The sequence below is a fragment of the Arthrobacter sp. TJ-178 genome, from assembly GCF_058269275.1.
Map to the genome: position 1 here is coordinate 283,174 of NZ_JBZCNK010000001.1, position 19,075 is coordinate 302,248.

The window sequence follows — 19,075 nt, forward strand, 5'->3', positions numbered from 1 at the left end:
CGTAGACCGGACGGCAGGGACGCCCCGAATCTTCGAATGTCAGTGCCCAAAGGTACGTTTATTTGATGAACAGCTGGCATGAACTTCCCCACGCGGCCTTTGATCTTGAGACCACCGGCCGCGACCCGCAGACGGCACGCATCGTGACCGCGTCCATCATCCTCGTGAACGGCCGGGGGGAAGTTCTGCAGCACCATGAGTGGCTCGCCGCCGTGGAAGAAGACATCCCCGCCGAGGCGGCGGCCATTCACGGCATCAGCACGGAACACGCCCGTGCACAGGGCCGTCCCGCGGCCGAAGTAACCGCCGAAATCGCCGGCGTGCTGGGCAGCATGTTCTCCGCCGGCATTCCCGTCCTGGCGTTCAACGCCTCCTACGACTTCACCGTCCTGAACCGCGAGTGCAGCCGCTTCGGCCTGGCTGCTCCGGTTCCCGCACCCGTGATCGACCCCTACATCCTGGACAAGCAGGTGGACCGTTACCGGCGGGGAAAACGCACCCTGACAGCGCTGACCGAGCATTACGGCATCGGCTTCGAAAACGCCCACACCTCCGCTGCCGATGTCATGGCCACGATCGGGGTGGCCCGGGCGCTGGCCGGCAAGTTCCCCGTACTGCACGGTGACGCCTCACAGCTCCACCAGGACCAGGTCCGATGGGCCAGCGAACAGGCTGCCAGTTTCCAGGACTATCTGCGGCGCAAGGATCCGGGCGCCGTGGTGGACGGGACCTGGCCCGCCCGCGGCTAAGGGACCCGCTGCACACGCAGCCGCCGCCGGCATGACGCTCCGCCAGGTTCACGGCGTAACACTAAGCCGCAGCCCGGAGCACTGCTTCACACAGGACGAACGAATCATGCCTTGGAGCGTCTGCATGAGATACTTGCAGCTGTGTTAGGCGCTGATGGCGCCCCAGGCGTGCCCTGGAGAACCCTGTGGCGGGGTTCCTCCCGAGGTCCCGCGTCTCGTGCCACGTGATTGGCAGACACCTCCAGTTGGCCCCGGCACCCGGACGGCCCCGGCACCGTTGCGTGCCCTGGCAGCTGTCCGATGACCAGCCCCCATATACAGACCACGAGGATCAATGATCACAGTTACGGACCTGCGCAAGGTATACCGCCAGGGCGACCGAGACGTCACTGCGCTCGACGGCGTGAGCCTGAGCGTGCCCAGGGGATCCATTCACGGGATTATCGGACATTCCGGCGCCGGCAAGTCAACCCTGGTGCGGTGCCTGACGCTGCTGGACCGGCCGACGTCGGGCTCGGTCACCATCGACGGGCGGGAGTTGACCGCGGTTCGGGATTCCGAAATCCGCACCGCCCGGCGCCGCATCGGCATGGTCTTCCAGCATGCCAACCTGATGGATTCACGCACAGCGGCCGCCAACATTGCGCATCCGCTGGAACTCGCCGGAGCCAAAAAACAGGACATCAAGGACAAGGTCTCCAGCCTCCTTCGCCTGGTGGGACTGGAAAGTTTTGCCGGCGCCTATCCCGCGCAGCTTTCCGGCGGGCAGAAACAGCGGGTGGGCATTGCCCGCGCGCTGGCCTCCGATCCGGACATCCTGCTGTGTGACGAGCCCACCTCGGCCCTGGACCCCGGCACCACCGATGACATTCTGGATTTGATCTCGGATCTGTCGCACCGGCTGGGCCTGACCGTGCTGATCATCACCCATGAGATGAACGTCGTGAAGCGCATCTGCGACTCCGTCTCCCTGCTCGAAGCAGGACGGGTGGCGGAGCACGGCCCGTTGAACGAGGTGGCCTCGAACCTGGGCGGCCGGCTGGCCAAGCAGCTCATTCCGCTGCCCGCCACTCCGCTTCTGCCCGGTGATCCCACCGGCCCCGTGCTGGAACTGCTGCTCACCGGCGGCAATGCCACCGAGCCCGTGCTCTCCGCCCTCACCCGGCGCTTCAACACCGATGTCAATGTCCTCGCCGGAAGCGTCGAGACACTGGCCGGCAGGCGCTTCGGCCGTCTGCGGATCCAGCTGGACGTGCATACGGACATGACCGCCGTAACCGACTACCTCGCCAATCAGGGCGTCGCCGTGGAGGTGGCCGCATGAATTTCCTGACTGAACTCTTCAACAACCCCGGCATCACCAAAGCCCTGCCGGACGCCCTGGTGGAAACCCTCCAGATGGTGGGAATCTCCGGGCTGGTGACCCTGCTGATCGGTGTTCCGCTGGGCATCTTCCTGCACACCAGTGCATCCGGCGGGCTGCGGCCCATGCCGGTCACCAACCGGATTGTCAGCGGCGTCATCGTCAACATCACCCGCTCGGTTCCCTTCGCGATCCTCATGGTGACCCTCATTCCGCTCGCCCGCTTCATCACCGGCACCTCGATCGGCCCGATCGCTGCGTGCGTGGCCCTGAGCATCGGCACCATCCCGTTCTTCGCCCGGCTGGTTGAAACCGCACTGCGGGACGTTTCCGGCGGCAAGATCGACGCGGCCCTGGTCATGGGCTCCACCAAAATGCAGATCATCACCAAGGTGCTGCTTCCCGAAGCGATGCCTGGCCTGGTTGCGGCCCTGACCACCACCATGGTCACCCTGGTGGGCTACTCCGCCATGGCCGGAATCGTCGGCGGCGGCGGGCTGGGCAAGCTGGCCTATAACTACGGCGTCCAGCGCTTCGACAGCGGGGTCATGCTGGTCACCATCATCGTGATTGTGGTGATTGTCCAGATCATCCAGATCGCCGGAGACATCGTGGCCCGCCGCGTCGACCACCGCTCGGCCGACGGCGGAGCCCGGCGCCGCCGTCGTTCAGCCGCCGCAGCCCCGGACGCCGGCGTCAGCGCTTCCATCGGCGCTGCCGGCTCCGCTTCCTCCTCCGACCAGAGTGTGCAGGGCCGGACGGATTCGTCCTCCCTCTCCCGCTGATTGCCGCCGCTTCCATCCGACGGCGGCCCCGTGCCGCCCCGAAACCTTCCGTCCGGCAGGCCCCGCAGTTGCGGGGAATGCCGGACGTGAAACCGCAGCCAGTAGCCGCTAGCTGCCCACTGTCCGGGTTGGACGTCTCCTGACCCGTGTCATTTGAAAGGAACGCATCAAATGCGTAAATCACTGACCCTCGTTGCCACCGGTGTGGCCGCAGCCCTGGCGCTGTCGGCCTGCGGAGGCTCCGACGCCTCCAGCGACGCCGTCGACACCCTGGACCCGGCCAACCCGGTGACCCTGACAGTGGGCGCAAGTCCGCTGCCGCACGCCCAGATCCTGCAGTTCGTGTCCGATCATCTGGCACCGGACGCGGGCCTGGAGCTGAACATCAAGGAGTTCGACGATTACGTCACTCCGAACATCGCCCTTGATGACGGCTCCCTGGACGCCAATTACTTCCAGCACCTGCCGTACTTCGAAGAGCAGGTGCAGAGCCGTGGCTACGACTTTGAGCACGGCGAAGGCATCCACATTGAGCCGTACGCCGTCTTCTCCGAAAAGCACGAGGACATCTCGTCCGTGGGCGACGGCGCCCGGGTGGCCATCACCAACGACCCCTCCAACCAGGCCCGCGCACTGACGCTCCTGGAGGAAGCCGGCCTGCTGGAGAACGTGGAGGACGACGCCTCCGTGCTCGCCCTGACGGACGAGCAGAACCCCAAGCACCTGGAATTCGTGGAGAACCAGCCGGAACTGCTGGTCAATGACCTCAGCGATGACACTGTTGATCTGGCCATCCTCAACGGCAACTACATCCTGGCAGCAGGCCTGAACACCGACGATGCCCTGCTGGTGGAATCGGTGGAGGACAACCCGTACGCCAACTTCCTCGCCTGGAAGACCGGCCACAGGGACGCCCGGATCGACAAGCTTGAAGAGCTGCTCCACTCCCCCGAGGTGAAGGCCTTCATTGAAGAGACCTGGCCCAACGGTGACATGACCGCTGCCTTCTAGCAGCAGCTTTGGCAGCAGGCGGCATCAGCCGCACTGAAAGCCGCATCAAAAAACCCCGCACCTCCCGGATCAGGGACGTGCGGGGTTTTTTGTCGTGCGGCCGGGAACCGGCTGCGCGCTGAGGCGGCCGCCCGGCTACGGCGTGGCGTCCGCGGCAGCCTTCGCGGCCGCCGGAAGCGCCGCGTAGATGCGTTCCATGGCGGCGTCGTCGTGCGCCCCGGAGAGGAACCAGGCTTCAAAGACGGACGGCGGCAGGTACACGCCCGAATCCAGCATGGAGTGGAAGAAGGGCTTGTACCGGAAGGCTTCCTGCGCCTGGGCCTGCTCATAGTTGTGCACGCCCGTGGCGGAGGTGCCGAAGGCAACGCTGAAGAGGCTTCCGGCCCGCTGGATGCTGTGATCCACTCCGGCCTCCGTCAGAGCGGCGGACACCGCGGCGGAGAGCTCGGCGGAGCGTGCGTCCACGGTGGCGTAGACCTCCGCGGTGGCGGCCTTCAGCGTGGCAACCCCGGCAGCCATGGCGATCGGGTTACCGGAGAGGGTGCCGGCCTGGTAGACCGGGCCCAGCGGGGCCAGGTAGTCCATGACGTCGGCACGGCCGCCCAGTGCGGCGACGGGCATGCCGCCGCCGATGACCTTGCCGAAGGTGAACAGGTCCGGAGTCCAGCCTTCCTGCGCACCGGTGAGGCCCCAGTAACCGGCCGGACCCGTGCGGAAGCCGGTGAGGACCTCGTCCAGGATCAGCAGGGCGCCGTTTTCGGCGGTGATGCGGGACAGGGCCGCGTTGAAGCCCGGAGCCGGAGTCACGACGCCCATGTTGGCCGGCGCTGCTTCCGTGATGACGGCGGCAATGTCCGCGCCGTGGTCGGCGAAGGCCTTCTCAACGGCAGCGACGTCGTTGTACGGCAGCACCAGCGTCTCGGCGGCGGTGGCAGCGGTGACGCCGGCGGAGCCCGGCAGGGCCAGGGTGGCCAGGCCGGAGCCGGCGGAGGCCAGCAGCCCGTCCAGATGGCCGTGGTAGCAGCCGGCGAACTTGATGATCAGGTTCCGGCCGGTGTAGCCGCGGGCCAGCCGGACCGCGGTCATCGTGGCTTCGGTGCCGGTGGAAACCATGCGCAGGCGCTTCACGCCCGGAACCCGGTCCATGACCAGCTGCGCGAGTTCGGCTTCGGCCGGGGTGGACGCGCCGAAGGACAAGCCGTTATCCACGGCGGCGTGCACCGCCGCCAGGACGTCCGGGTGGGAGTGGCCCACCAGGGCGGGGCCCCAGGAGCAGACGAGGTCCACGTATTCGCGGCCTTCGGAGTCCGTGATGTACGGGCCCTTGGCGGAGACCATGAAGCGCGGCGTTCCGCCCACGGAACCGAAGGCCCGGACCGGTGAGTTCACGCCGCCGGGCATCAGTGCCCGGGCGCGGTCGAAGAGTTCTTCGGAGGAAGACGGTGAGACAGGTGAGGACATTACTTGCTTTCCTTCAGCCAGGCCGCCAGCTCGGTGGCCCAGTAGGTGAGAATCATGTTCGCGCCGGCCCGCTTGATGCCCAGGACGGACTCTTCGATGGACCGGCGGCGGTCAATCCAGCCGTTGGCGGCGGCGGCTTCAATCATCGCGTACTCGCCGGAGATCTGGTAAGCGCCCACCGGGACCGGGGACATGGCGGCTACGTCGGCCAGCACGTCCAGGTAGCTCATGGCCGGCTTGACCATCACCATGTCCGCGCCTTCTTCGAGGTCCAGTTCCACTTCGAGGAGGGCTTCGCGGCGGTTCGCGGCATCCATCTGGTAGGTGCGGCGGTCGCCCTGCAGCTGGGAGTCCACGGCTTCGCGGAACGGGCCGTAGAACGCCGAGGCGTACTTGGCGGCGTAGGCGAACAGTGAAACATCGGTGAAGCCGGCCTCGTCCAGGGCCTGGCGGATCACGGCGATCTGGCCGTCCATCATGCCGGACGGGCCCAGGACATGCGCACCGGCACGTGCCTGTTCCACAGCCATCCGGCCGTAGATCTCCAAAGTGGTGTCATTGTCCACGACGCCGTTTTCATCCAGCACGCCGCAGTGTCCGTGGTCCGTGAATTCGTCCAGGCAGACGTCGCTCATGATGACCAGGTCATCGCCGACTTCCTCGCGGACGGCGGCAATCCCGCGGTTCAGGATGCCGTTGGGGTCGGTGCCGGCGCTGCCGACGGCGTCGCGCTCTGCGGGAATGCCGAAGAGCATGATGCCGCCCACGCCCAGCTCAACGGCCTCGGCGGCGGCCTTCTTCAGGGAGTCCAGGGTGTGCTGGACGACGCCGGGCATGGAGGTGAGCGGGTTGGGCTCGGTGATGCCTTCGCGGACAAAGGCGGGAAGGATCAGCTCGGCGGGATCCAGCCGGTATTCGGCGGTCAGCCGGCGCATGGCGGGCGTGGTGCGGAGCCGGCGGGGACGGTGCTGGGGGAAGCTCATAGAGGTAAATCTGCCTTCCGGTAATGATGGGAAACTAGTTTGTAGGACCCGTAGACATAGCAACAGACAGTGCCCGCGCTATTCCCTCAGGGGTTGGCTGGTTCGCCACTGCATCCGCCGGCATGTCGAGTTCAGCCATTTGCGCGGCGGTGCTGTCCCCGATGGCAACGAGCACGGTGCCCGGCGGCACGGGAGCACAGAGCCGCAGGAACCGGCGGACGATGCTCGGTGAGGTCAGCACCACGGCGCGGGGGCCTGCGGGTGCAGCGGCCGCGAATTCCTGCGGCGTCAGCAGGAGGTTTCCGCCGGAGGGGCCGGCCTCGGCGGCGGGGGTGAAACGGACGCCCGCGGCGGGATAATCCACGGTGCAGTATGCGGTCACGGCCCGGACGTCCCATCCCAGGGAGGTCAGCGCATCGCGGAGAGCAGGGTCCGCAAGGTCTGCCTGCGGCAGCAGGATGCGCAGTGCCCCGCCCTCGGGATCGGAGTCCTCGGGGTGCGGCCAGGATTCAGCGAGTCCGCGGGCGGACTGGTCGCCGTCGGGCATCAGGTCAAGGTCCTGCCCAATGTCCTCCAGCGCCTTCCGCGTACCGCTGCCGACAGCGGCGATGCGGGTGCCGGCGGGAATCACCGAGGCCACCGGCACGCCCAGGGCAGCGCAGCGCCGCACCATCGCACGCACCGTGGTCACGCTGGTGAAAATCACCCAGGCGAACCGTCCGGAGCGCAGGGACCGCAGCGTACCGTCCAATTCTCCCGTGTCGGCGGGGAACTGGAAATCGATCAGCGGCATCAGGGACACCTTTGCGCCGCAGGCCGCCAGTTCGGCGGTCATTGCGGCGGCGCGGTCCGGGGTGCGCGGCAGCACGACGTTCAGCCCGGCCAGATTCGGCCGCGCTTCCTGCTGCTCCGGCATGTCAGCGGCTCCCGGTCAAGGACATTAGCTGACTGCGAGATCCGTCAGGGACGCTGCGCCGGCGGCGAGCAGATCCTCGGCCAGGCGGATGCCCAGGCCCCGGGCGCCGTCTTCGTCGAGTTCGGCGGTAGCGGCCGATCGCCGCAGCACCCTAACGCCGTCGTCGCTGCAGACCACTGCTTCCAGGTGCAGGCGCGCGTCGGTCAAGGTGGCAAGCGCGCCGATGGGAGCGGTGCAGCCTGCTTCCAGCCGGTTCAGCAGCGCCCGCTCGGCAGTCACCGTCAGACGGGAGGCGTTGTTGTCATAGACGGCCAGCGCACGGCTCAGCGGACCTTCTGCGGCATCGGCGGTGCGGCATTCCACGGCCAGCGCACCCTGGCCCGGGGCCGGCAGCATGACGGAGGGATCAAGGAATTCCGAAACCATCTGCAGCCGGCCCAGGCGGGCCAGTCCCGCGGCGGCCAGTACGACGGCGTCGAGGTCGCCGGGGGCGCCCTCAACCAGCCCTGCCACGCGTCCCAGACGGGTGTCCACGTTGCCGCGGATGTCCACGATCTCCAGATCGGGACGTGCCGAGCGCAGCTGCGCGGCACGCCGCGGCGATCCGGTGCCCACGCGCGCACCGGACGGCAGCTGGGCCAGGGTCAGGCCATCGCGGGCGCACAGGGCGTCCCGGACATCCACCCGGGCCGGGATGGCGCCGATGGTGAGGCCGTCCGCTGCCCCGGTGGGCAGGTCCTTGAGGGAGTGCACGGCGACGTCGCAGTCCCCACGCAGCAGCGAGTCCCGCAGCGCCGCCACGAATACGCCGGTGCCGCCGATCTGGGACAGTGCTGCGCGGTTGATGTCGCCCTCGGTCCGGACCCGGACCAGTTCAACGTCAAAGCCGCCCAGTTCAGCAAGCGCGTTGGCCACGGTGGTGGTCTGGGTGACGGCCAGGGCACTGCCCCGGGTTCCAATCAGGACGGGCGAATGGGCCACTACTGGATCCCCACTGTGGAATCGGCGCCCGCAATGGTGGGCTTTTCGCCGCGCAGGTTGGCGCAGCAGCCGGGGCGGCAGACGTCGTACCAGGGTCCGAGCTTGGTCAGGGCCGGACGGTCGGAGATGTTGTTCTCGACGGTGCGCTCGCAGAGCAGGTCCACCAGGCCGGCGACGAAGGTGTCATGGATGCCGGGCGTGGGCGCGCGGTGGGCGGCCAGGCCCAGTTCCTTGCACGTGTCCATCGCCTCGGTGTCCAGGTCCCAGAGGACCTCCATGTGGTCGCTGACGAAGCCCAGGGGAACAATCACCACGCCCTGGACGCCCTTGGCGGGCAGTTCAGCGATGGCGTCGTTGATGTCCGGTTCCAGCCACGGGGTGTGCGGGGATCCGGACCGGGACTGGTAGACCAGCTGCCAGTCCAGGCCGGCAGCTTCCGGGATGCGGTCCATGATGGCGCGGGCATTGGCCAGGTGCTGTGCCACGTAGGCGCTGCCCTCTTCGAACTCGCGGTCGCGCGGGCCGGAGGCTTCGGCGTCGGCCGTGGGAATGGAGTGCGTGGAGAAGAGGATCTCGATCTTCCCGCCCTCCTCGCCGCGTTCGGCCAGCTGGGCTCGGACCTGCGCCAGGGAGTCGCGGACGCCTTCCACAAACGGCTCAACGAAACCGGGGTGGTCGAAGTACTGGCGGACCTTGTCCACCTGGAGCTTCTTGTCCAGTCCGGTGGCCAGCAGGTTCATGCCCAGGTCCTCGCGGTACTGGCGGCAGCTGGAGTACGAGGAGTACACGCTGGTGGTGACCATCAGCAGGCGGCGGTAGCCGGTGTCATAGGCTTCCTGCAGCACGTCCTTGATGTACGGCGCCCAGTTGCGGTTTCCCCAGAGCACCGGGGTGTCGATGCCGCGGCGCTTCAGCTCAGCCTCGAGGGCTGCCTTCAGCGCGCGGTTCTGCTCATTGATCGGGCTGATGCCGCCGTTGGCGCGGTAGTGGGTGGCCACTTCTTCCAGCCGCTCGTCCGGGATGCCCCGGCCGCGGGTGACGTTGCGCAGGAACGGGATGACGTCTTCCTGCCCTTCGGGACCGCCGAAGGAGGCCAGCAGGATGGCGTCGTAATGCTTGGGCTCCATCCGGCCGTTCTCGTCCACACCCTCAAGCGGGTTGAAGGAAGCGGGCTCGCCGGCGGACTCGTGGTTCAGGGATGTCGTCATTTCAGTACCTCGGCAACCTCGGCGGCGGCGATGCGCCGGCCGGTATAGAAGGGGATTTCTTCGCGGACGTGGTTGCGGGCCTCGGTGGAGCGCAGGTGGCGCATCATGTCCACCAGGTCAACCAGGTTGGGAGCTTCCAGGCCCAGGATCCATTCCCAGTCCCCCAGTGCAAAGGAAGCCACCGTGTTGGCGAGGACCTGCGGGAATTCGCGGCCCAGCATGCCGTGGTCACGCAGCATCTTGCCGCGTTCCTCGGCGGGCAGCAGGTACCACTCGTAGGAGCGGACAAACGGGTAGACGCAGATCCAGGCTTCCGGATCGATGCCCCGGGCGTAGGAGGGCCAGTGGTTCTTGGAGAATTCGGCGTCGCGGTGCACGCCCATGGCGGACCAGGCGATCTCCGTGCCGGTGAAGAGGCCGGAGCGGCGGATGTCGCGGATGGCGGACTGCAGGTCCTCCGCGCGGCCGCCGTGCAGCCACACCATGACATCGGCGTCGGCACGCATCGCGGAAACGTCGTACAACCCGCGAAGAGTTACGTGGCGATCAGCCAGTTGGGCAGCCAGCGCCTCAAAGGCCCTGACGTTTTCCTCGGAATCCTCAGCCGCTGCGGTTACTCCACCTGCGGCGGACCGCTTGAAAACGGTCCAGAGGGTAAAGAACTGTTCTTCGGTGTCGGCTGTTTCTGCGGTGCTCTGACCCATGGGCTCACTCATGATTAACAGTCTGCCCTTTTGGACAGCCTTAGACGAAATACTCCACTTCTACTTGTTGTAGAAAGTGCTTAATGTCACACCCGGTCCAGCTGCTCCAAGAGGCGGGTCATCCGGGTGCGGGTGTCGGCAGTAACGGCAGCCAGCCCGGTTCCCGCCAGCCAGGCCCCCACCACTTCCAAGCCGGGCACTTTTTCCACTGCGGCGCGCACCGAAGCCACCCGGTCACGGTGCCCGACGGCGGCCGAGGGCAGGGCGCCGACCCAGCGGACAACGTCCCAGCCAACAACGTCATCGACACCCAGGGGCACCTGGAGCAGCGCCGAAGCGTCCGCCAGTGCCTGGGCAAAGAGGTCATCGTCGTTCCGGTCCACCGCGCTCGGCCGGGAAGCCGCGGCAGCATCGGCAGCACTCAGTGCCCGCCCGTAGGAGAGCCGCAGCACGTGCGTTCCCGGTCCGGTGGAGTCGGCAAGCCACTGCCATTTGGCGGTGGCGTGGGTCAGGGCTTTGGCATCCACGCCCTCAACATCTGCGGCAACCAGGATCCCGGTGCCGCGGGGGTGCGCGTCCAGGTCCGGCTGGTCCACCACCAGGGTGACGAGGGCGACGCCGGGTCCGGCACCGGGGCGGGCCGCCGCCAGTTCCGGAACGTTTCCGGCCAGCAGGTCCACGGCGGACGGGCCGTCGGTGGCCGTCACCAGCACGTCCGCGGACACCGTTGCCTCGGCCGTCGGGTCAGGTGCAGCCGGGGTAACCAGCCAGCCGCCGCCGCTGCGCCGCTCCACGGCGGCAACGGGTGTGCCGGTGCAAAGATTGACGCCCAGGGCCACCAGTTCCTTTTCCAGGGCGCGGGTGAGCATGCCCATGCCGCCGGCCAGGCCGGCTACAGCGGAGCCGGCCGGTGCCGAGGCACGCATGGAGGCCACTGCTCCGGCCAGGGAGCCGTGCTTGGCCAGCGCTGCGCGCAGTCCCGGGGCCACCGAGTCCACGTCCAGGACATCCGGATCCGAGGAGTACACGCCGCCCACTACGGGAGCCACCAGACGGCGCAGCACAACCTCGCCCATCCGAGCCCGGACCACTTCGCCCAGGCTCACGGTGTCCCGGCGGGTCAGGCTGCCCACGGGCAGCACTTTGTCCAGCGCTGCCCGTGCGGCCGCGGTGCGTCCAATGGCCTGGACAATTTCCGGAGCACGGGGGTCTGCCGGAATGCCGAGCAACCCGCTCTGGGGCATCCGCTGGGCAGCGGAGGGGAGGTCATCTCCGGCCAGCTGGAGCCAGGCTCCGCCGGGAACGGGGGCCACGACGGCGTCGCCCAGCCCAAGTTCCTCGATGAGCTCAGGTACTGCCCGGGAGCGGGTGGCGAAAGATTCGGCCCCGCTGTCCAGAGTCAGTCCCGCCACCTGATGGGTGCCCACGCACCCGCCCAGTTCGGTGCCGGCCTCAAACAGGGTCACGGCCAGGCCGCTGAGGGCCAGGTCGCGGGCTGCTATCAGTCCGGAAATACCGCCGCCCACCACGACGGCGCTGACGCGCGGTGCAGCGGGCTCTGCAGCCTCAGCTTCCACAGCGGCTTTCCGTGCTGCAGGGAAATGGGGCAGTGCCGTGGAGAAATGGGGAAGAACGGGACGGTGCGGCATGGTTACGGCTCCACCGAATGGATGAGTTCGACCACCCGCGTCAGCACGTCAGGATCCGTCTCCGGCGGAACGCCGTGGCCCAGGTTGACCACGTGGCCCGGCGCGGCGGCTCCGGCGGCCAGGACCTCACGGACATGTGCTTCCAGGACCGGCCAGGGAGCGTTCAGCAGCGCGGGGTCAATATTGCCCTGAAGCGGCGTGGTCCCGCCGAGGCGGCGGTTGGCTTCATCCAGCGGCAGCCGGTAATCCACGCCCACCACGTCAACACCGACGTCGCGCATGGCACCGAGCAGCTCGGAGGTGCCTGTGCCGAAGTGCACCAGAGGCGCTCCAAGGTCCCGGACATGATCCAGTGCACGGGCCGACGCCGGAGCCACGTGGGCGGTGTAGTCAGCCAGACCCAGCGAGCCGGCCCAGGAGTCGAAGAGCTGCCCGGCACTTGCGCCTGCTTCAAGCTGCGCACGCAGGAACATCCCGGAGGCATCGGCCGCCCACCGGGTGAGGGCGCTCCACGCTTCGGGGTCGGCGTGCATCATGGTGCGCGGACCGAGGTGGTCTCGGGACGGCTTGCCCTCCACCATGTAGGCGGCCAGCGTGAAGGGGGCACCGGCGAAACCGATCAGCGGCGTGTTTCCCAGCTCCGCCACGGTGAGCCGGACAGCCTCACGGATTGGTTCCAGCGCATCCTCGGTCAGGACGGGCAGGGCAGCCACGTCCGCTGCGGAGCGCACCGGAGTGCCAAGGACGGGGCCCACGCCGGGAACTATGTCCACGTCCACGCCGGCCAGTTTGAGCGGAATGACGATGTCCGAGAAGAAGATGCCGGCATCGACGTCGTGCCGGCGGACCGGCTGCAGGGTGATCTCCGAAGCCAGCGCCGGATCCAGGCAGGAGTCCAGCATGGCGATGCCCTGCCGGAGCTTGCGGTATTCCGGCAGCGACCTTCCGGCCTGGCGCATGAACCAGACCGGCCGGCGGGACGGAGTTCCACCCCGGTATGCCGTTATCAGGGGGGAATCGGCCGTGCGGCCATCCATGAGCGGATGAGAGGCGCTAAGAGTCATACCCTGATTCTCTCCAAAATTCTCCGCGAAGGATAACCGGGCGGTCCTGACGAGCCTTTCCTTAGCTTTACGGTGACGGGAAACACGGCCCAAAAGGGCCCAGGTAAGGGCGCCCTATTGGGGTGTTACCGAAGACGGTGGCTAGTATTGAGGCACTGTGGTTCTACTTTCACTTATTGCGACGCACTCCGATGTTGATCTGGAAACCGTTGCCCGCCTCAGCGCCGGCGCCTCCCAGGTCTCTTCCTCCCTGCTAGAAACCGGATCGGCGGTGACCGGATCCGTGGTCCTGGCCACCTGCAACCGGTTTGAGGTCTACTGCGAGGCCAAATCGGAGGCGGACATTGAAGCAGCCCGCTCCGCCGTCGTCGCAGAAATCAGCCGGCATTCCGGACTCACCAAGGATCTGGTGTCCCGCTCCTTCGCCACGAATACCGGCGAATCAGTGGCGAAGCACCTTTTCGCCGTCGGAGCCGGCCTGGACTCCGCCGTCGTGGGCGAACGCGAAATCGCCGGCCAGGTCCGGCGGGCCCTGATCGAAGCCCAGGAAAAAGGCACCGCCAGCGGCGGCCTGACCCGGCTTTTCCAGACAGCCTCACGCACAGCCAAAGATGTTGGAGCACTGACAGCCCTCGGCAAACGGGGGCTTTCCATTGTGTCCGTGGCGCTGGAACTGGCCACTGACCTCTCGATGGACGCGGACTGGTCCGCCAAGGACGTCGTGGTGTTCGGCACCGGCGCATATGCCGGAGCCACCATGGCCCTGCTCAAGGAGCGCGGCTGCACCCGCGTCAGCGTCTATTCCTCCTCGGGCCGCGCCGAGTCCTTCACCGCATCGCGCGGCGGCACCCCGCTGACCCGTGATTCGCTGCCGGCAGCACTGGCCGCAGCGGACGTCGTGATTGGCTGCAGCGGCAGCGAAAGCCAGGTGGGAGCCCAGGACATCCGCCGCGTCCGCACCGCCAGCAACAAGCCGCTGATCATCATCGACCTGGCCCTGACCCACGACTTCGACCCCGACGTCCGCGAAGTGGACGGCGTGGACCTGATTACTTTGGAGTCAGTGCGGCTGGCGGCCCCGGCAGAGCAGGCGGAATCGCTCAAGCAGGCCAGCGGCATCGTGGCCGATGCAGCCAAGGCGTTCTCCGAGCTCCAGCTGAGCCGCCAGATGGATTCCGCCATTGTGGCCCTGCGCCGGCATACCCTGAACGTCCTGGATTCCGAGCTGGAAAAGGTGCGTGCCCAGCACGGCTGCACCGGCGCGGCGGAGGAAGTTGAGTTCGCCATGCGCCGCATGGTCAAGCAGCTCCTGCACGTTCCCACCGTCCGGGCCCGTGAACTTGCTGCCAGCGGGCAGCAGGATGACTACATCAAGGGCCTCGAGGCCCTGTTTGGAATCACCCCTGACCAGCCGGTGGAACGCCGGCGCCCGGCAGCGCCCCACGCAGAACACGGACAGCCCGACGCCGGTTCCTCCGCTTCCGAAGACGGCACGGACACCGCAGCCTCCGCCTGAACCGGCGCCCTGAATCAGTAGACGGTTTTCGCGGGTTCGATGTCCCGCACCCATTCCAGGATTCCACCGGAAACGTTGAACACCCGCTCGTAACCCCGGCTCTTGAGGAACGCTGCCACTTCCGCTGAACGTCCCCCGGATTTGCAGTGCACATACAGGTCGCGGCCGCGCTCGGGAAGGCTTTCCCCGGAGAGTATTCCGGCCCGCGGCATCAGCACTGAGCCGTCGATGCTCACGATCGCGTATTCCCCGGGCTCCCGGACATCCAGCAGATCAAAGTCCCGCTCCCCCGCGGTCCGGGCTGCCAGCAGCTGCTGCAGTTCCCGGACGCCGACGGCGGGAACTTCCTCCCGGTTTTCCGTGCTTTCCGCGCGGGGCGGCAGCCCGCAGAAAGCGTCATAATCCGCTTCCAGCTCCGTCACCGGCACGGCTGCCGGGTCCTTGCGGACCCGGATTTCACGCCAGGACATGTCCAGGGCATTGAGCACCAGGACCCGGCCCAGCAGCGTTACTCCGGTACCGGTGATCAGTTTGACGGCTTCATTGACCATTACCGCGCCGATCTGGGCGCAGAGCACGCCGAGCACGCCGCCTTCAGCGCAGGAGGGGACCGAACCGGCCGGCGGCGCCTCGGGATAGAGGTCCCGGTAGGTGGGTCCGTGCCGGCCCCAAAACACGCTGACCTGGCCGTCAAAACGCAGGATGGAACCCCACACATAGGGTTTGCCCAGGATCTCGGCCGCGTCATTGACCAGATACCGGGTGGCGAAGTTGTCGGTGCCGTCCAGGATCAGGTCATAGTCGGCGAAGATCTCCAGGGCATTCGTGACGTCCAGGCGCACCGGGTGCAGCCGGACATGGACCAGGGGATTGAGTTCGTGGATGCTCCGGCGCGCGGATTCGGCTTTGGAGCTGCCAACGTCGGACACTCCGTGGATGATCTGGCGCTGCAGGTTGGAGGCGTCCACGGTGTCGTCGTCGACAATGCCCAGGGTTCCCACTCCTGCCGCGGCGAGGTAAAGCAGCGCAGGAGATCCGAGTCCGCCGGCGCCAATGACCAGGACGCGGGCATTCTTCAGCCGCTGCTGGGCAGGAATTCCAAATTCCGGAATGATCAGGTGCCGTGAATAGCGCAGTGTTTCCTCGTCTGTCAGTCCGGCGGCGGGTTCCACCAGCGGCGGCAGCGCGGCGTTTGGCTCACTCATGACTCCCAATCTAGTCCCCAAACGTGCTGCGGAACCTGTTGGGCGCAGTACCCGTGGGTAAACTGGGGGCTATTGTCCGGCCACCTTGGCCCGCAGCCCTTGAGAGGTCCGTACACGTGAGCAACCAGCAAACCGGCAAGTCGACCAGGCTCCCCCGGGAGGAACGCCGGCGCCAGTTGCTGAACGCCGCGCAGGAAGTCTTCGTCAGCAATGGCTTTCACGGTGCGGCCATGGATGACATCGCGGAGGCGGCCCAGGTCAGCAAGCCGGTCCTTTACCAGCATTTCCCGGGTAAGCGGGAGCTGTATCTGGCGCTGCTGGAGGATCATCTGGGAACCCTGACGGAGTTCCTCACCACTGCCTTGAACTCTACGACGGACAACAAGCTGCGGGTGCGCGAAACCATGCGGGCCTACTTCCGTTTCGTGGCCCAGGACAGCCAGGGCCACCGGCTGGTTTTTGAGTCCGATCTGACGAATGACCTGGAAATCAGCGCACGGATTGAAGAATTCAATGCGCGCTTCGCGGCCAGCATCGCCGGTGTCATAGCCGAGGACACCAAGCTCTCCCCCGTGGAGGCAACCCTGCTGGGGCGGGCGCTGGCAGGAATGGCGCAGGTCAGCGCCCGTTATTGGCTCGAGACGGACGGGGACCTGGACATCGATGCGGCCTCCGAACTTGTCTATCGTTTAGCTTGGCGCGGAATCAGCCGGTTCCCCAAGGAAATCTAGAGTAGATTTTTCAGCAGCTACGTTTCGTTAATACAGGAGGCACCACGGTGGAAGTAAAAATCGGTATTCAGAATGTTGGCCGGGAAATCGTCTTTGAGTCGAGCCAGAGCGCTGACGCCGTTGCCGACGTCGTGGCGGAGGCCCTGAACGGCCAAAAGGAACTGCGCCTGAAGGATGACAAGGGCCGCCTCATCATGGTTCCCGCAGGAGTCATCGGCTACGTGGAAATCGGCGCCGAAGAGGTCCGCCGCGTCGGTTTCGGCGCTCTGTAGGTTTCTCCGTCATTCACAGCGGGTCCGCACATGCGGTCCCGCGCAGTACGTCCCGTCGCTCAGGAGTCCGGACAATGATCAGCCTGGTGGTTGTTGCACTCGCCGCGCTGTCGGCCGGTTTCCTGATCCGGGCAGTGGACCGCCGCCGGTCCCGCTACGGTCTTTTCCTGCTCCCGGGCGTCTGCGTTGCCGCTGCCATGGTGCTGTGGGTTTTCCTGCAGCTGGGCGGCATCGGATCGGATCCGGATCTTCATTGGCTTGCGTGGGCGTTGCCGCCCTGTGCCGGTGCGGTGGCCGCAGTCATAACAGCGCTGGCCGTGGCTCCCCTGCGGGAATCGCAGGACACCGCCGAACTCGAGCGGGTGCTGCGCCTCTAACTGTCCCGGTTCAGCTGCCGGCTCCGGTGCTTCCCGAGTCGGCAGCGAGCAGGGTCCCGAGTTCGCGTGACAGAATTCCGCCGGCCGCCTTCTGTCCGGCAGCAGTGAAATGCCGGCCGTCAGGCTCTAGATAGCCGCCCAGCCCAAACCTGGTCCACCAGTCCCCCACGCTCAGGAACTGAACGCCGTGTTTCGAGGCCACGTCGCCCAGCAGGGAGTTCACTGCAGTGCGCTGGCTTCCGAAGGAGTCAGTTCCGGAGGAAATAACCCCGATCATCACTAAGCGGGAGTGCGGATAGGTGCGGCGGACTTCGCCGATCATGCGAGCCGCCTCTGCGGCAATCTCCGCATTCGTTGCCCTCCCGGCATCATTTCCCCCGCCCTGAAGGACCACCAATTTGGGGTTCCCCCACGGCAGCAGCCACTGCTGCGTGGTTAGAGCGGTGTAATAGTTGTCGACGGTTCCGTTGCCCGAGACATAGCCCGTACCGCCGGCGCCCCGCAGATATGTCCGGTAACCCAGCCCGGCCAGTCCCTGGTCCATCCAGCTGCCGGGGCCGGCCTGCGAGTCGCCGATGACGACGGCTGATCCGGCGACGTTGGCTTCCAGGGTCATAATCCGGTTCAATTCCGGCACGCGGATCAACGCACCGTGCTCAAAGTCGGTGCGGTACACGCCGGCACTGCTGTATTCGGAGCTCACCGGCCGGCCCAGATACGCAAAGTCCTCCCGCCGGCTCAGCTCATCCACCGATTTGTTCAGGGTCACGGCTCCCGTTTCGGCGGTCCAGCGGACCACTTCCGTGGGGAGCGGCCGGGTGCAGGCGACCGGTGCCGGACATGCTGCGGGCAAGTCCGGGCCGGCGGAAACTTCCGAATCTGCCCCCGGCCTCCCGACAGCGCCAATGTCCTGCCGGTCGGTCCCGGAGAGTATTTCCTCGGCCTCGGCAGCCTCCTGACCGTTGCCTGCCGCGGCCTGCACCGAAACGCGCTGCTCATCAGGTTGGGGGGCAGAGCTGTCTGTCGACGCTCCCGACACCGCCAGTGCCGCTGCGCAGGCATACAACACAGTGCGTTTCAGAGCAGATTTGCCGGCCATGCCGTCCCCCAAAGACTGTCCCCCCGGGGACGATAAGGTTTCGCCGGCGCTGATGACCGGCTTCGGGGCGGGAGAACAGTCCCTGCCCGACGGGCACAGCGTATATCGGCCGCCGTCCGGTTCAGGTGCGCCGCGCCCGCCCAAAACTACAGATTTTTCCGGCTAGGCGGTGAGTCCCAGCCGGCTCATTCGGCGCGAGTGGTTGCGGGTCAACGCAGCGAACACAGACTTCAGCTCATCCTCATAGAGTCCCTGGTCCGTTCCCTGCAGCAGCCCGCCCAGGACAGCGCGTTCCAGGACCACGCGCTGGGCCTGGGTCAGCGCCTCGCCCACCAGCCGCCGGCCCCACAAGGCCAGCCGGGAGGCAAGCCGCGGATCATCGGAGAGCGCCTGCTGCAGCCGGGCTTCCAGGATGTCACCGGCGGGCTCCGGCTCCTGCAGCCCCAGCACCAGCTCGGCCGTCACGGCATCCAGCCGGGAGGCAATCTGCTGGTAAAAGTCATCGGAGATGGCCTCGGTGACATAGAACTTCATCAGCGACTCAAACCAGTCCGCCGGCCTGGTCCGGTCGTGGAATGCGTCCAGCGACGCCTGGAACGGCCGCATTGCCGTCTCGGGGTCGATTCCCAGCGTGCGCAGGTGCCCGGTGACGCGCTCAAAATGCTCGTATTCGCGCACCGCCAGCCCGCCAAGAACCGTGCGGTCGTGCAGTGTCGGGGAAAACCGGGCATCTGAGGACATGCGTTCAAACGCAGAAAGCTCCCCGTAGGCCATGACTCCAAAAAGATCAGCCAGGAACCGGTGGTAAATGCCGCCCGAAACCGGCTGGGTGCTAACGGAATCAAGCTCGGGAGGAGTCCGGTGTGTCATGGAACCCAGCGTACCGCCGCCTGCGGACGAAACCCGCAGCCGCGAATCCGTGCCGCCGCGCCGTTCACGGCGGATCTGACGCTCCGCGCGCCTGCGCCGCCAATGCGCAGTCACCGGCGCCCACCGGGTAG

The 19,075-nt window shown here is 66.8% G+C and carries 18 protein-coding genes and 1 pseudogene; 8 read left to right on the top strand and 11 right to left on the bottom strand.

Translation table 11 applies throughout. From position 1 onward, the window contains the following. Positions 1-65: 65 nt before the first annotated feature. From AC4D2Q_RS01275 to AC4D2Q_RS01290, 4 genes and pseudogenes are all read left to right on the top strand, one after another. A complete protein-coding gene (locus AC4D2Q_RS01275) occupies positions 66-749 on the top strand; it encodes a 3'-5' exonuclease (RefSeq protein ID WP_490944385.1) in 684 nt (227 codons plus the stop codon). 334 nt (positions 750-1,083) lie between these two features. Continuing rightward, complete coding sequence (locus AC4D2Q_RS01280; RefSeq protein WP_490944387.1) at positions 1,084-2,073, top strand: methionine ABC transporter ATP-binding protein; 990 nt, start codon at positions 1,084-1,086, stop codon at positions 2,071-2,073. Further along, a pseudogene (locus tag AC4D2Q_RS01285) lies at positions 2,070-2,747 on the top strand (methionine ABC transporter permease); the annotation flags it as partial. The gene AC4D2Q_RS01280 and the pseudogene AC4D2Q_RS01285, both read left to right, overlap by 4 nt. A 321-nt stretch (positions 2,748-3,068) precedes the next feature. After that, positions 3,069-3,908: a MetQ/NlpA family ABC transporter substrate-binding protein gene (locus AC4D2Q_RS01290; RefSeq protein ID WP_490926569.1), complete on the top strand. Its 840-nt coding sequence runs from the start codon at positions 3,069-3,071 to the stop codon at positions 3,906-3,908. 135 nt (positions 3,909-4,043) lie between these two features. Here AC4D2Q_RS01290 and hemL read toward each other — a convergent pair whose 3' ends face one another. From hemL to hemE, 8 genes are all read right to left on the bottom strand, one after another. Beyond that, positions 4,044-5,369 (bottom strand): glutamate-1-semialdehyde 2,1-aminomutase, encoded by a 1,326-nt coding sequence (gene hemL / locus AC4D2Q_RS01295; protein WP_490926568.1) that lies wholly within the window; start codon positions 5,367-5,369, stop codon positions 4,044-4,046. Continuing rightward, the gene (gene hemB / locus AC4D2Q_RS01300) at positions 5,369-6,352 is read right to left on the bottom strand and encodes a porphobilinogen synthase (protein ID WP_400931423.1); all 984 of its coding nucleotides are present in this window, start codon (positions 6,350-6,352) and stop codon (positions 5,369-5,371) included. The genes hemL and hemB overlap by 1 nt, the downstream gene beginning before the upstream one ends. Positions 6,353-6,386: 34 nt before the next feature. Then, positions 6,387-7,268, bottom strand: a complete 882-nt coding sequence (locus AC4D2Q_RS01305) for a uroporphyrinogen-III synthase (protein ID WP_490944390.1) — start codon at positions 7,266-7,268, stop codon at positions 6,387-6,389. Between the two features lie 24 nt (positions 7,269-7,292). Next, positions 7,293-8,249 (bottom strand): hydroxymethylbilane synthase, encoded by a 957-nt coding sequence (hemC, locus tag AC4D2Q_RS01310; RefSeq protein WP_490944392.1) that lies wholly within the window; start codon positions 8,247-8,249, stop codon positions 7,293-7,295. After that, a complete protein-coding gene (locus AC4D2Q_RS01315; RefSeq protein ID WP_490944395.1) occupies positions 8,249-9,457 on the bottom strand; it encodes a ferrochelatase in 1,209 nt (402 codons plus the stop codon). Before AC4D2Q_RS01315 ends, hemC begins: the two co-directional genes overlap by 1 nt. Continuing rightward, positions 9,454-10,173 carry a hydrogen peroxide-dependent heme synthase gene (gene hemQ / locus AC4D2Q_RS01320; protein WP_490944397.1) on the bottom strand — a complete coding sequence of 240 codons (720 nt, stop codon included), beginning with the start codon at positions 10,171-10,173 and terminating at the stop codon, positions 9,454-9,456. Before hemQ ends, AC4D2Q_RS01315 begins: the two co-directional genes overlap by 4 nt. Before the next feature lie 74 nt (positions 10,174-10,247). Beyond that, complete coding sequence (gene hemG, locus AC4D2Q_RS01325) at positions 10,248-11,738, bottom strand: protoporphyrinogen oxidase (RefSeq protein ID WP_490944399.1); 1,491 nt, start codon at positions 11,736-11,738, stop codon at positions 10,248-10,250. A 74-nt stretch (positions 11,739-11,812) separates the two neighbouring features. Continuing rightward, positions 11,813-12,874 carry a uroporphyrinogen decarboxylase gene (gene hemE, locus AC4D2Q_RS01330; RefSeq protein WP_490944400.1) on the bottom strand — a complete coding sequence of 354 codons (1,062 nt, stop codon included), beginning with the start codon at positions 12,872-12,874 and terminating at the stop codon, positions 11,813-11,815. 157 nt (positions 12,875-13,031) lie between these two features. Here hemE and AC4D2Q_RS01335 point away from each other — a divergent pair, with 157 nt between their 5' ends. After that, positions 13,032-14,390 carry a glutamyl-tRNA reductase gene (locus AC4D2Q_RS01335; RefSeq protein WP_490944402.1) on the top strand — a complete coding sequence of 453 codons (1,359 nt, stop codon included), beginning with the start codon at positions 13,032-13,034 and terminating at the stop codon, positions 14,388-14,390. A gap of 14 nt (positions 14,391-14,404) precedes the next feature. Here AC4D2Q_RS01335 and moeB read toward each other — a convergent pair whose 3' ends face one another. Next, a complete protein-coding gene (moeB, locus tag AC4D2Q_RS01340; protein ID WP_490944404.1) occupies positions 14,405-15,595 on the bottom strand; it encodes a molybdopterin-synthase adenylyltransferase MoeB in 1,191 nt (396 codons plus the stop codon). Positions 15,596-15,711: 116 nt separating this feature from the next. On the opposite strand from moeB, the gene AC4D2Q_RS01345 reads away from it, so the two are divergent. The 3 genes from AC4D2Q_RS01345 to AC4D2Q_RS01355 all read left to right on the top strand — a co-directional run bounded on the left by AC4D2Q_RS01345 (position 15,712) and on the right by AC4D2Q_RS01355 (position 16,975). Next, entirely contained in the window at positions 15,712-16,326 is a 615-nt protein-coding gene (locus tag AC4D2Q_RS01345; RefSeq protein WP_490926558.1) for a TetR/AcrR family transcriptional regulator, read from the top strand. 47 nt (positions 16,327-16,373) lie between these two features. Further along, positions 16,374-16,598 carry a DUF3107 domain-containing protein gene (locus AC4D2Q_RS01350; protein ID WP_290169651.1) on the top strand — a complete coding sequence of 75 codons (225 nt, stop codon included), beginning with the start codon at positions 16,374-16,376 and terminating at the stop codon, positions 16,596-16,598. Between the two features lie 74 nt (positions 16,599-16,672). Next, positions 16,673-16,975, top strand: a complete 303-nt coding sequence (locus AC4D2Q_RS01355) for a hypothetical protein (RefSeq protein WP_490944405.1) — start codon at positions 16,673-16,675, stop codon at positions 16,973-16,975. A gap of 10 nt (positions 16,976-16,985) precedes the next feature. On the opposite strand, the gene AC4D2Q_RS01360 is transcribed toward AC4D2Q_RS01355, so the two are convergent. Continuing rightward, positions 16,986-18,074 carry an SGNH/GDSL hydrolase family protein gene (locus AC4D2Q_RS01360; RefSeq protein ID WP_490944407.1) on the bottom strand — a complete coding sequence of 363 codons (1,089 nt, stop codon included), beginning with the start codon at positions 18,072-18,074 and terminating at the stop codon, positions 16,986-16,988. Positions 18,075-18,236: 162 nt separating this feature from the next. Next, entirely contained in the window at positions 18,237-18,944 is a 708-nt protein-coding gene (locus tag AC4D2Q_RS01365; protein WP_490944408.1) for a ferritin-like fold-containing protein, read from the bottom strand. Positions 18,945-19,075 lie beyond the last annotated feature (131 nt).